The organism is Mesorhizobium sp. M0217 (assembly GCF_040321955.1).
GTDB lineage: Bacteria > Pseudomonadota > Alphaproteobacteria > Rhizobiales > Rhizobiaceae > Mesorhizobium.
Genome location: NZ_JAMYSN010000001.1, coordinates 98,279 through 110,480, shown reverse-complemented (window position 1 = coordinate 110,480; position 12,202 = coordinate 98,279). Strand labels below are relative to the sequence as shown.

Sequence of the window (12,202 nt, the reverse complement as noted above, 5' to 3'; positions counted from 1 at the left end):
GCTATTCGGCCGCTGCTGGCAGCGGCGGCGCTGCCCGGCTGCGCCCCTCCCAGATGTAGGAGGCAAGTGCCACCACCACCGCCACCAGCATGGCGGCAGCGCCCACAACCGGCAGGCTGCGATAGCCGTAGCCGGCATTGAGCATGGCAGCGCCCAGCGACGCGGCGAGCGCGATGCCGACATTGAAGCCGGAGGGGATGAGCGAGGAGGCGAGGTTGGAGGCGTCCGCCGTCCAGGCCAGGATGCGGGTCTGGATCGGCGTGCCTATGGCGAAGTTGAGGCCACCCCAGATAACGATGGCGATGACCATCGGCACGGGGTAGGGGCTGACGGCATAGATCACGCCCAACATCACCGCTTGCAGCGCAAGCATTGTGATCAGCGACGGCATCAGCTTCCAGTCGGAAAGCTTGCCGCCGAGAAACACACCGACGGTGGCGCCGACGCCGTTGAGCAGCAGCACCCAGGGGATCAGGCCCTCGTCGAGATGGGTCACCTCAAGCAGGGTCGGGGTGATGTAGGTGAACAGGCCGAACTGGCCGATCATCAACATCAGCATCAGGATCAGCGAGGTCCAGACTTGCTGGCGCGCCAGCACGCGAACCTCGCTGCCAAGACTGGCGGATGGCCTTGATGCGCCTGTCGTGCGCGGCAAAAGCGCGGCCATGGCGGCAAAGGCTACCACGCCAAGCGCGCACATCACCCAGAAGGTGGCGCGCCAGCCCCAGAGATTGCCGATTGCGGTGCCGGCCGGGACGCCGATGACATTGGATACGGTGAGGCCGGAGAGGATCACAGCCACGGCCATGCCGCGCTTGTCCTCGGGCACGAGGCCGACAGCCACCACCATGGCGACGCCGAAATAGGCGCCGTGTGCGACGGCGACCGCAATGCGCAAGAGCAGCATCGAGGTAAAATCGGGCGCCGCCGCGCAAGCGGCCTGGCCGATGGTGAAGGCGACGGTCAGGCAAAGCAGCAGCGTCTTGCGGGGAATGCCCTTGGTGGCGAGCGCCAGCAATGGCCCGCCAACCGCGATGCCGCCGGCATAGCCTGAGACGAGATAGCCGGAGGTCGGGATCGAAACGCCAAGGCCGTCGGCCACTTGCGGCAGCACGCCGGCAATGACGAATTCGGTGGTGCCGAAAGCGAAGGCGGCGATGAACAGGGCAATGAGCGGAAGCATGGCGCGGAAGCGATCCTTGAACGAGTTGGCCTCAAATCATGGATGGCGCTTGCCGGCAATGCAGAAATTTTTGCGGCCGGTTTAGGTTTTCTTGATCAGCTCGCCTTCAACCTGGAGCCGCCGAGCAGGCCGCGCTCTTCCAGCACCGGGTAGGCCATCGACGCCAGCAGCGAGTTGATCTGCTTCAGGTCGCGGATGGTGTCGAGATGGATGGAGCTGGTCTCGACGCTCTTGGCGGTGCCGTCGCGCAGGCGCACGAAATGGCTGGCGCTGGTTTCCTTTTCGCGGTCGCGCAGCCGGTCCTTTTCCAGCACCAGCTGGCGGGCGGTCTCGGGGTCGCGCGACACCAGCACGTTGAAGGCAAGCCTGGCATTGGCCAGCACCGAGGTGTGAAAGGCGAGCAGCTCGCTCCAGCCCTCGGGCGTGAACTCCAGCCCGCGCTCGAACTTCTTCTTCACATGCACCAGCATGTTGCGCACGATGATGTCGCCGACCTGCTCGAGCTTGACGCAGGCGCCTATCAGCTCCTGGCAGCGCAGCGCCTCGCCCTCTGTGAGCGAGTTCCTGGTCAATTTGGCCAGATAGAGCTTGATCGCCGCGTGCTTCCTGTCGACGCGGTCGTCAAGGGCGGCCAGCGCCTTGATCTTGTCGCCGTCGGCGCTTTCATACAGCTCGATGATGCGCTTGAGCATGATCTCGACCGTCTCGCAGACGCGCACCACCTCGCGGGTGGCGTTGGCCAGCGCCTGGCTCGGAACGTCGAGCGCGCCGTCGTTGAGGGCGGAGAGTTCGACCACATCGAGCTCTGTAGCAGGCGCCGGCTTGGTGCCCATTGCGACGATCTTCTCAGAGGCACGATAGATCAAGCTGGCAAGCGGCAGGCCGGCCAGCAGGATCAGCACATTGAACAGGATGTGGGCGTTGACGATCTGGTCGGGCACGGTGGCGCCGAGGAAGGCGACCGGCGGCTTCAGCGTCATGAACAGGATCAGCATCACCAGCGAGCCCATGCCGCGCATCAACAGATTGCCGATCGGCACGACGCGCACGCCAGGTTCGGCACTTCGGGTGAGCAGCGGCGCGATGATCGACGAGCCGAGATTGACGCCGAGCACCAGCACGATGCCGAGTTCGGGCGGGATGAAGCCGCGGCCGGCCAGCGTGACCATCAAAAGCACGGCGGCGATCGAGGAGTGGAACAGCCAGGTGACGAGCGCGGCGAGCAGATAGGCGGTGACGTAGTCGCTGGAGAAATATTCGATGATGAGCGGCATCAGCGTGCTCTGGCGCAGCGGCTCCGAGGCTTGGCCGATCATCTCCAGCGACAGTACCAGAAGGCCGATGCCGACCAGGATGCGGCCGAACTGGCGCCAGTCGCGCCGCTCGGTGGCCATGAACATGACCGTGCCGGCGACGAGGCAGATCGGCACCAGCAGCGTCAGATCGAAGGTCAAGAGCTTGACCACCAGCGCCGAGCCGATCTCGGCGCCGCGCACCGCCAATTGGCCCGACATGCCCGAGACGATGCCGGCGCCGGCGAAGGAGCCGACGAGAAGCGTGACGGCGGTCGAGCTCTGCAGCGCGATGGACAGGCCGCAGCCAGCCAGCACCGCCATGATCGGATTGCGCATGGTGGAGCGCAGCCGGTGACGCAGCACGTCGCCATAGGCGCGCTCGACGCCTGTCTTGACCATGCGGGTGGCAAACAGCATCAGCGCCACCGAGCCCGCCAGATGCAGCAGGACGACGGAGCCGCTCATTTCGAAACCCGCACGCAGACAGCTACCGCGACGCGGAGGGCGCGCAGTGCAGGGAGGAAAACGGGGCTGCGAATCATGGTCATGACAGTCTTGAACAATATCCGGAATATTTTAGCCGGGTAATAAAATCTTGTCGATTTCAAGAGCCGTCGCGGCGCGACAGGGCGTGTCGGAAAATGGACGGATGCGCAAATGGTTGCATGGCGGATCCCTGGTGATGGCAGCGGATCGTCCCGGTTTGCCGGACTCCCGGCAATCGCCTTTGGGATGATGTTCAAATATCCAGGATAACCACAGGATTTCATTACGTAAATGTAATGCTAGTGTTCAGTTTCGGTTCACCCTTCGGGCGCTATTCCCTAGGCATCGACAACCAAGGAGCCCCGCTATGAAACGTATTGTTCTTTCCGCCCTCGCTTTCTCGATGCTGGCCGCCACTTCGCTTACCAGCCAGGCCGCACCGGTGAACGCACCGGTCGCACCGCAGTCGAATTACACGCAGGTCGACTGGCAGAGGCCCGGCAAGCATGTCGATGTCAGGAAGCGCGTCGTGAAGAAGACGGTGGTCGTCAAGCGCAGCCATTGGCGCAATGGCCAGAAATATTCCAGCTGGAAGCGGCACCAGCCGATCCGCGATTATGGCCGCTATGGCCTGCATCGCCCCGGCCGCGGCCAGGAATGGATCCGCGTCGGCAACGACTATGTGCTGGTCAGTGTCCTGTCCGGCATCATCTTCGGCGCCATTGCCGCGCATTAAGCCCGGCCTCGCCGGCGCAATGCCGAGACTTGAAAGGAGGCGGCCCGAAACGGCCGCCTTTCTTTTGGCTGTAGAAACCGGGCTTTTTGGCTGTGGAAACCGGGTATGGTCCGCAATAAGGGTCGTCGGATTCCGCGCGCATGATTATATGAGGGACAAACGAGTTCCCCAATGCGCTTTCCGCCCGCCTTTCTCGATGAGATACGCGACCGTGTGCCGATTTCATCGGTCATCGGCCAGCGCGTCGCATGGGACAGGAAGAAGACCAACGCCTCGCGCGGCGACTATTGGGCCTGTTGTCCGTTCCATGGCGAAAAGAGCCCCTCCTTCCACTGCGAGGACAAGAAGGGCCGCTATCACTGTTTCGGCTGTTCGGTGTCGGGCGATCATTTCAAGTTCCTGACCGAGCTCGACGGATTAAGCTTTCCCGAAGCGGTCGAGAAGATCGCCGACATGGCCGGCGTGCCGATGCCGGTGCGCGACGAGCGGGAAGAACAGCGTGAGAAGGAACGCGCCAGCCTGACTGATGTCATGGAGATGGCGACTGCCTTCTTCCAGGAGCGGCTGCAAGGACCGGAGGGTGCAAAAGCCCGCGCCTATCTCAGGGATCGCGGGCTGACGCCGGCGACGCAGCAATCGTTCCGGCTGGGCTTTGCGCCCGACAGCCGCAATGCGCTGAAGGAACATCTTGCCGCCAAGGGTGTGCCCAAGGCCGACATCGAGGCCTGCGGGCTGGTGCGTCATGGCGACGACATCCCGGTCTCCTATGACTGGTTCCGCGATCGCATCATGTTCCCGATCCCGGATTCGCGCGGCAAGATCATCGCCTTTGGCGGCCGCGCACTGGCACCCGATGCGCTGGCCAAATACATGAATTCGCCCGACACGGAGCTCTTCCACAAGGGCAACGTGCTCTACAATTTCGCCCGCGCCCGCAAAGCGCTGGCGAAAGGCGGCACGGTGATTGCCGTCGAAGGCTATATGGACGTGATTGCGCTGGCGCAGGCCGGCTTCGAGAATGCCGTGGCGCCGCTCGGCACCGCGCTCACCGAAAACCAGCTCGAACTTCTGTGGCGCATGGCGCCTGAGCCGATGCTGTGCTTCGACGGCGACCAGGCCGGGCTGAAGGCGGCGTGGCGCGCCGCGGATCTCGCGCTGCCGTCGGTGCAGGCCGGGCGGTCGGTGCGCTTTGCGCTGTTGCCGGAGGGCAAGGATCCCGACGATCTGGTCAAGGCAGAAGGGCCGGACGCGTTTCGTGCCGTGCTGGCGGAAGCGCGGCCTCTCGCTGATTTGTTGTGGATGCGTGAGACATCCGGTGGCGTCTTCGACACGCCGGAGCGGCGGGCGGGGCTGACAAAGACGCTGCGCGAACTGACCAGCCGCATCCGCGATGAGAGCCAGCGCTACCACTACCAGCAGTGGATGCGCGAGCGGGAGCTGACCTTCTTCAGCGCCCAGCGCGAAGTGCGGCAAGGTCGCCAGGACTGGAAACCGGGGCAGGGCAAAACGCCCGCACCCGGCGGACAGTTCGCCAAAGGCAGCGGGGCAGGCGCGCGCGCCGCGATCACTGAAAGCCTCGGCCGCTCCGCCATGGTCAAGCGCGGTGGCGAGATGATGTCGGTGCGCGAGGCGACGATCATCGTAGCTCTCGTCAACCATCCGGCGCTGATCGACGAGAACTTCGCCCATGTCGAGTTCCTCGATCTCGCCAACACCGATCTGCAGCGGCTGCACGCCGCCATCCTCGATGCGATGGCGCATGACATGGCCAATGACCGTAGCGCAGTGATCGCCACCATCGAACGTGCCGGCTGCAGCGATATCTGGGCGCGCGCCGTGGCGCTGATCCAACGGACCAGGCAATGGCCGGCGTTGGAAACCACAGCGCTTGACGATGCCCGCGGCGCCTTCAACCAGGCGCTGCACTTGCAGCGCAGCGCGCGCACCTTACATAAGGAGCTGAAACAGGCGGAAGCAGCGCTCGCCAGCGATCCCACTGACGAAAACTACCGGCACCTCATCGAGATCCAGGCGCAATTCCGTGATGTACAAGCAACGGAAGCGCTGATCGAAGGCTTCGGTGTGTCCTCGGGCAGGGGTGGGCGCGTCTAGGTCGAAATGAATGTTGTACGTGCTGCGCGTCGAATCGACGCCTCTAAGTCGGGTAATTGATTCGCTTTTTTGATGCGAATCATGCGAGAGGCGCTTGACCTTCTGGCAGAATGACGGAATCAGGACGATTCGAAACCTTAACCCGCGCCGGCGTCGATGGAAATGCACTGACGCGAGGTGCTGATCACTGGACAGGCTGTCAGCCTGCCACAGATATCAGGGTTAATCTGGACTTAATGCATATCGCCCAAAAGTGAAAACCGGTTTTGGGGGCACGATATGAACAAACAAAAGAGTTGATTCGGTTACCAGCCCGGTTAAGCGCCACCAGCGCATGTAGTTTGACCGGTGCGGCAGCTACGCGGCTTCGATGCTCGGCCGCTAGGAGAAGATAAAGACTATGGCGACAAAGGAAAAGGAAGAGGTCGAGACCGAACGTGAAGGCGCAACCGATGGGCCTCTGCTCGACCTTTCCGATGATGCTGTCAAGAAGATGATCAAGGCCGCCAAGAAGCGCGGCTATGTGACTCTCGACGAACTGAACGCGGTTCTGCCGTCGGAAGAGACCGATCCGGATCGCATCGAAGACATCAATGCGATGCTGTCCGACATGGGCATCAACGTGGTCGAGGACGACGATCAGAGCGAGGAGCCCGAGGCCGCCGACAGCAATGCCGACGCCGAGGAAGATGCCAACGAACTGGCCGAGCAGACCGGCACCGCCGTCGCGGCCACGACCACCAAGAAAGAGCCGACCGACCGCACCGATGACCCGGTGCGCATGTATCTGCGCGAGATGGGCTCGGTCGAGCTCCTGTCGCGCGAGGGCGAAATCGCGATCGCCAAGCGCATCGAGGCCGGCCGCGAAACGATGATCGCGGGCCTCTGCGAAAGCCCGCTGACCTTCCAGGCCATCATCATCTGGCGTGACGAGCTCAACGAATCCAAGATCCTGCTGCGCGAGATCATCGACCTCGAAGCCACCTATGCCGGCCCCGAAGCCAAGCAGGCGCCGGTGGTCGAGCGCATCGAGGAGGCGCCCAAGGCCGAGGACAAGCCGAGGCGTGGACGCGACGAGGAAGACGACATCACCAATGTCGGCGCCGACACGCGCGGCCTGGTCGATGACGACGAGGAAGACGAGGACGAGGCGAGCCTGTCGCTGGCGGCGATGGAAGCGGAATTGCGCCCGCAGGTGATGGAGACGCTCGACGTCATCGCCGACACCTACAAGAAGCTGCGCAAGCTGCAGGACCAGCAGGTCGAAAACCGTCTGGCCGCGACGGGCACGCTGTCGCCCAGCCAGGACCGCCGCCTGAAGGAGCTGAAGGACCAGCTGATCAAGGCGGTGAAGTCGCTGTCGCTCAACACGGCGCGCATCGAGGCGCTGGTCGAGCAGCTTTACGACATCAACAAGCGCCTGGTGCAGAACGAAGGCAAGCTGCTGCGCCTGGCCGAAAGCTATGGCGTGCGCCGCGAGGAGTTCCTCAAGGAATATCAGGGATCCGAGCTCGACCCGAACTGGACGCGCTCGATCGGCAACCTGACCTCGCGCGGTTGGAAGGAATTCACCAAGAACGAGAAGGACGCGATCAAGGATCTGCGTTCGGAAATCCAGAACCTCGCCACCGAGACGGCGATCTCGATCCTGGAATTCCGCAAGATCGTCAACCAGGTGCAGAAGGGCGAGCGCGAAGCCGCGATCGCCAAGAAGGAAATGGTCGAGGCCAATCTGCGCCTCGTCATCTCCATCGCCAAGAAATACACCAATCGCGGCCTGCAGTTCCTTGACCTGATCCAGGAAGGCAATATCGGCCTGATGAAGGCGGTCGACAAATTCGAATACCGCCGCGGCTACAAGTTCTCGACCTACGCGACATGGTGGATCCGGCAGGCGATCACGCGTTCGATCGCGGACCAGGCGCGCACCATCCGCATTCCGGTGCACATGATCGAGACGATCAACAAGATCGTGCGCACGTCGCGCCAGATGCTGCACGAAATCGGCCGCGAGCCGACGCCGGAGGAACTGGCAGAAAAGCTCGCAATGCCGCTCGAAAAAGTGCGCAAGGTCTTGAAGATCGCCAAGGAGCCGATCTCGCTCGAAACCCCTGTGGGTGACGAAGAGGATTCGCATCTGGGCGATTTCATCGAGGACAAGATGGCGATCCTGCCGATCGATGCGGCGATCCAAGCCAATCTGCGCGAGACCACCACGCGCGTTCTGGCCTCGCTGACGCCGCGCGAGGAGCGGGTGCTGCGCATGCGCTTCGGCATCGGCATGAACACCGACCACACGCTGGAAGAAGTCGGCCAGCAGTTTTCGGTCACCCGCGAACGTATCCGCCAGATCGAAGCCAAGGCGCTGCGCAAGCTCAAGCACCCGAGCCGGAGCCGCAAGCTGAGGAGCTTCCTCGACAGCTGATACCGGCAACAGACCAGCATTCGAAAAGGGCGCCGACGGCGCCCTTTTTGTTGCCGGGTGAAGGCTCTTGTCGCCCATCTCCGTCGGGAGGATACTTGCCTGGTCGGATGCATGTTCTGGGCGAAAAACCGGATGTCCGCCCCGGCTGATGTCCTCAGCCGTGCTCCGTGGCGCCGGAGGGAGGTGTGTGATGACAACCTACATCCTGCTGATGAACTGGACGGAACAGGGCGCCAGAAATATCCGAGAGTCGCCGAAGCGGCTCGATGCCGCCAAGAAGCAACTGGCCGACATGGGCGGCTCGTTCAAGGCGTTTTACCTGACTATGGGCGAATATGACATGGTGGCGATTATCGAGGCGCCCGACGACGCTGTGCTTGCTCGTTTCGCCCTGATGCTGGCAACGGGCGGCAGCGTCAAGACGCGAACGCTCAAGGCTTTCCCGGAATTTGCCTATCGCGAGATCGTCGCCTCGCTTGGATAGCGCTGGGCGTGGGTCCGTGCGGCTCGGCGTCATATTGCGGGGCCGTGCCGTCAGGGTGATAGTCGCGCCATGTCCAAGCCTGCGCTGACCGTCTGGTACAACACACGCTGCCCGGTTTGCGATGGCGGCATCACCCGGCAGAAACGGCGGCTGATCGAGGCGATCAAGGCCGGGCGGATCGAATTCCGCGACATCAACCTCGAACCGGCGGCGCTCTCTGGCTACAGCGCCTCGCTGGAGGACATACGCCGCCGGCTGCATGCCACCGATGCCGAAGGCAGGCTGCTGGTCGGGGCCGATGTCGCGGTTGCCGTCTGGCGGGCGACGCCGGGCGAGGGCTGGCTGGCGACGCTCTTCGGCAATCCGGTCGCGCTGCCGCTGACACGCGTGGCCTATGATCGTTTCGCCGATCTTCTCTATGCCTGGAACCGGCGCAAGGGCCGCTGGTAGCGAGGCAAGGCCCGAAGATATCTGCGGGCCTTACCGTCATGGGCGTTACCGGGACGCCGGCTCGCAAAGCCAGCCGACAATGCGGCGCACCGCCGGCAGCACCATGAGCAACGTTGGGAACGCTACCAGCCAGGACAGGCCCCAGGCAGTGAGCCAGACAGCCGGCAAATCAGGTTGCAGTCCAAGGCTTTTCAGCGTCGATATGAACGAGACGATGAAGGTCATCAGCAGCGACAGCACCAGCGGACTGACGATCGCGGCATAGCGCGCCGGCAGCTTGCCGCGCTTACGGGTCGTGGTCATTTTTGGATTTTCCTGAAACATCCGGTCCGTCGCATTTGGCATCCATTGCGCCGGGTTTCCGGCGGAACTGCCCGGAAAGACCGGGGTGGACGCGTTGCTTGACGTCAGACGCTTACGGAGAGGTTTTGGCCCTCACGCGCTTTCTAGCTGCCGGCGGCGGCGAAATCAACCTTCTGGCGCCGTCTTTAGATACATCGTAAGATATATCTTGACTCATCGGCGGGGCAAGCCTAATTAAGATGTATCGTAAGATATAACTCAAGGAGCAATTCATGCACAGACATCATCCCTTTGGCGAGCGCGCCGAGCGCGCATTCCTGCACATGGCAGGCAAATTTGGTGGAAGAGGGGGCGGCTTCGGGCCGTTCGGCCACGGCGGACGTGGCGGTGGACGCGGCGGCCCTGGCGACATGTTTCGCGCCGGACGCATGCTGGCCGACGGCGATCTCAAGCTGATCACGCTGTCATTGCTGGCCGAGGCGCCGCGCCACGGCTACGACATCATCAAGGCGCTGGAGGAGCGCACCAGCGGCATCTACAGCCCGAGCCCGGGCGTCGTCTATCCGACGCTGACCTTCCTGGAAGAGGCCGGCTATGCGGCTTCAGCCGCCGACGGCAACAAGAAGGTGTTTTCGATCACCGAGGCGGGGCAGGCGCATCTCGCCGAGAACCGCGAGATGATCGACGGCGTGCTCGAGCATCTCGAGCGCTTCGGCCGCAAGATGGCGAAAGCGCGGGACTGGTTCGGCTGGAACGACGACGGCGAGGAAGGCGGACGGCGTGGTGGTCGCTCGGAAGCCCGCGACGAGTTCCGCGCCGTGCGCCACCGGCTGCGTGCCGCGCTCGGCGATCTCGTCGACGCGCCGGCTGAAAAGCAGGCCGAGGCGATTGCAGTCCTGGAAGCCGCCGCTGAAGCCCTGGAAGCGCTATCGCGCGGTTGACCCCGGGCGAGAACCCTTGCCCGTTCGACTGAGGAACGGTACTGAAAATCATCCTGCACCGCGAGACGTGGTGCAGGATGATTGCCGTTGGAGGAAGCCCCATGTCTTTTCTGAAACGTCTTTTCGGTGGTGGCGGCGGTGAGGCGGGCGAGCCCAAGAGCGCAGCACCGGCAAAGCAGGTTGAGCACAAGGGATTTTTGATCAGCGCCACGCCCTACAAGGCGGAGGGGGGCCAATACCAGACCTGCGGCGTGGTTTCGAAGGAAGTCGACGGCGTGATGAAGGAACACAAATTCATCCGCGCCGATCGCTTTGCCGGACTGGACGACGCCGTCGACATCTCGATCAAGAAGGGCATGCAGTTGGTCGACGAGCAAGGCGAGAGGATGTTCGGGTAAGGGCCGAACTGGTCGAGGCGCCGAACGTAGGTTTTGCGCCGGTCATTCGTCGCCAGAATCTCGAATAGCGGCAGTGGGCCGCAAGCAGAAAGTCCCGACAATTGAGCGTAGCATTTGCCAAGGAGGAAAGCGCCGAGGCTGCATCGGAAACCATCCTGCCGGCTCGCCCTATCTCCGATCGGATCAACCTTGTCACGGAAGCGGGCCTCAAGATGCTGCAGGTTGAATTGGCTCGCGCCCAGCAAGCTCTCGAGGCCGCTAGCGTGCTGGAAGATGTCAATGAGCGGCGACGCCAGTCAGCGGTTCCGGTTCGAGATATGCGTTACTATGCCGAGCGCGTGCGTACGGCTCAGCTTATGCCGGTGCCCACCTCCAATGAGGCGATCGCCTTCGGGCACACCGTTACCTTCAAGCGTGATGATGGCCGCACTCAGACCTTCCGCATCGTCGGAGAGGATGAGGCCAACCCGTCTGAAGCTTCCATATCGCATGGTTCGCCGGTTGCCATCGCGCTGACCGGAAACCGTTGGCGACTTTGTCCAGCTAGGGCCGCGCGAACTTGAGATCCTGTCCATTTCCTAGGACGCAGGTATGATGCGCGACCGAGGCCGGTGCACCTTGAGACGTGATCAGATGCCCGCAATTGCCAAAAGCCAAGCCAGGATGTCGAGCAGCAGAAAAACCAGCGCAATCTGCAACGCCAGCCGGAGCCGCTGGATAATTCGCCAGTTGCCGGCCATGTCCGCCTTGATCCGAAGGGCAAGCGCGCGGCGCATGGCCGACATTGTCGTCGGCCTGTCGCCGTCGACATATTGATCAAGCAGATCTTCCGGATCGAAGCGGAATGTATATTGGTGATAGGGCCAAAGCATGAAGACGATCAGCCCGCCGATGCCGAACAACAGGGCCACTGCGGTCCAATCCCAAAGCCCAAGCCCGTTGGAAAGCGCCGCACCGCCGAGTAGCGAGTTGGCAAATGCGGTGGCAAAGACAAGGCTGCCGGCGCGGGTGCTCATGTTCTCCACAAGCGTCTGCTGTTGAGTGAGACCTCTCACCGCCTCCTGATAGATGAACGCGAGACGCGGATCGTCGTCGGCAACAGCGCTTGCGACAATTCCGTTGTTCCCTCCTCCACTCCGACATTCGGCCATAAGTTGCCTCTCTGTTTTGACAGGGATGCACGAGTTTAGCCCGATCCGTCGGTGCAAAAACAGATTGGCCGTGGACCAACGGCAAATCCGATGGCGATGCCGGGGGCTCCAAGCCTATGAGGGCCAGCTGATGGACGGGCAAGAATAGTTGGCAGCCATCGAAAACCCCGCCACGAACACCACGCCATCTGCCGGTGGACCCTGCTCTCGGCCCCGGACAGCAAGAAGGCAGGCGCCG

At 62.7% G+C, this 12,202-nt stretch carries 11 protein-coding genes and 1 pseudogene; 8 read left to right on the top strand and 4 right to left on the bottom strand.

Going from position 1 to position 12,202, the window contains the following annotated elements:
- Position 1 precedes the first annotated feature (1 nt).
- Both NKJ18_RS00500 and NKJ18_RS00495 read right to left on the bottom strand, forming a co-directional pair.
- Complete coding sequence (locus tag NKJ18_RS00500) at positions 2-1,183, bottom strand: MFS transporter (RefSeq protein WP_352757629.1); 1,182 nt, start codon at positions 1,181-1,183, stop codon at positions 2-4.
- 95 nt (positions 1,184-1,278) lie between these two features.
- Positions 1,279-2,943: a Na/Pi cotransporter family protein gene (locus NKJ18_RS00495; protein ID WP_352757627.1), complete on the bottom strand. Its 1,665-nt coding sequence runs from the start codon at positions 2,941-2,943 to the stop codon at positions 1,279-1,281.
- Positions 2,944-3,331: 388 nt separating this feature from the next.
- Here NKJ18_RS00495 and NKJ18_RS00490 point away from each other — a divergent pair, with 388 nt between their 5' ends.
- The 5 genes from NKJ18_RS00490 to NKJ18_RS00470 all read left to right on the top strand — a co-directional run bounded on the left by NKJ18_RS00490 (position 3,332) and on the right by NKJ18_RS00470 (position 9,171).
- Entirely contained in the window at positions 3,332-3,700 is a 369-nt protein-coding gene (locus tag NKJ18_RS00490; RefSeq protein ID WP_023740190.1) for an RcnB family protein, read from the top strand.
- Between the two features lie 171 nt (positions 3,701-3,871).
- Positions 3,872-5,812: a DNA primase gene (gene dnaG, locus NKJ18_RS00485; protein WP_352757625.1), complete on the top strand. Its 1,941-nt coding sequence runs from the start codon at positions 3,872-3,874 to the stop codon at positions 5,810-5,812.
- A gap of 400 nt (positions 5,813-6,212) precedes the next feature.
- The gene (gene rpoD / locus NKJ18_RS00480) at positions 6,213-8,237 is read left to right on the top strand and encodes an RNA polymerase sigma factor RpoD (RefSeq protein ID WP_023672446.1); all 2,025 of its coding nucleotides are present in this window, start codon (positions 6,213-6,215) and stop codon (positions 8,235-8,237) included.
- A gap of 190 nt (positions 8,238-8,427) precedes the next feature.
- Positions 8,428-8,721 carry a GYD domain-containing protein gene (locus tag NKJ18_RS00475; RefSeq protein WP_023733294.1) on the top strand — a complete coding sequence of 98 codons (294 nt, stop codon included), beginning with the start codon at positions 8,428-8,430 and terminating at the stop codon, positions 8,719-8,721.
- 69 nt (positions 8,722-8,790) lie between these two features.
- Positions 8,791-9,171 carry a thiol-disulfide oxidoreductase DCC family protein gene (locus tag NKJ18_RS00470; RefSeq protein ID WP_352757623.1) on the top strand — a complete coding sequence of 127 codons (381 nt, stop codon included), beginning with the start codon at positions 8,791-8,793 and terminating at the stop codon, positions 9,169-9,171.
- 45 nt (positions 9,172-9,216) lie between these two features.
- Here NKJ18_RS00470 and NKJ18_RS00465 read toward each other — a convergent pair whose 3' ends face one another.
- Entirely contained in the window at positions 9,217-9,474 is a 258-nt protein-coding gene (locus NKJ18_RS00465; RefSeq protein WP_023672449.1) for a DUF2798 domain-containing protein, read from the bottom strand.
- Positions 9,475-9,746: 272 nt separating this feature from the next.
- Between NKJ18_RS00465 and NKJ18_RS00460 the strand changes: the two genes are divergently transcribed.
- The 3 genes and pseudogenes from NKJ18_RS00460 to greA all read left to right on the top strand — a co-directional run bounded on the left by NKJ18_RS00460 (position 9,747) and on the right by greA (position 11,395).
- Positions 9,747-10,415 carry a PadR family transcriptional regulator gene (locus tag NKJ18_RS00460; protein ID WP_352757621.1) on the top strand — a complete coding sequence of 223 codons (669 nt, stop codon included), beginning with the start codon at positions 9,747-9,749 and terminating at the stop codon, positions 10,413-10,415.
- Positions 10,416-10,516: 101 nt separating this feature from the next.
- Positions 10,517-10,813 carry an HlyU family transcriptional regulator gene (locus NKJ18_RS00455; protein ID WP_023691516.1) on the top strand — a complete coding sequence of 99 codons (297 nt, stop codon included), beginning with the start codon at positions 10,517-10,519 and terminating at the stop codon, positions 10,811-10,813.
- 101 nt (positions 10,814-10,914) lie between these two features.
- Positions 10,915-11,395 (top strand): annotated as a pseudogene (gene greA / locus NKJ18_RS00450) (transcription elongation factor GreA).
- A 47-nt stretch (positions 11,396-11,442) separates the two neighbouring features.
- Here the strand turns inward: greA and NKJ18_RS00445 are convergent.
- Entirely contained in the window at positions 11,443-11,829 is a 387-nt protein-coding gene (locus NKJ18_RS00445; protein ID WP_081732396.1) for a hypothetical protein, read from the bottom strand.
- Positions 11,830-12,202: the final 373 nt, after the last annotated feature.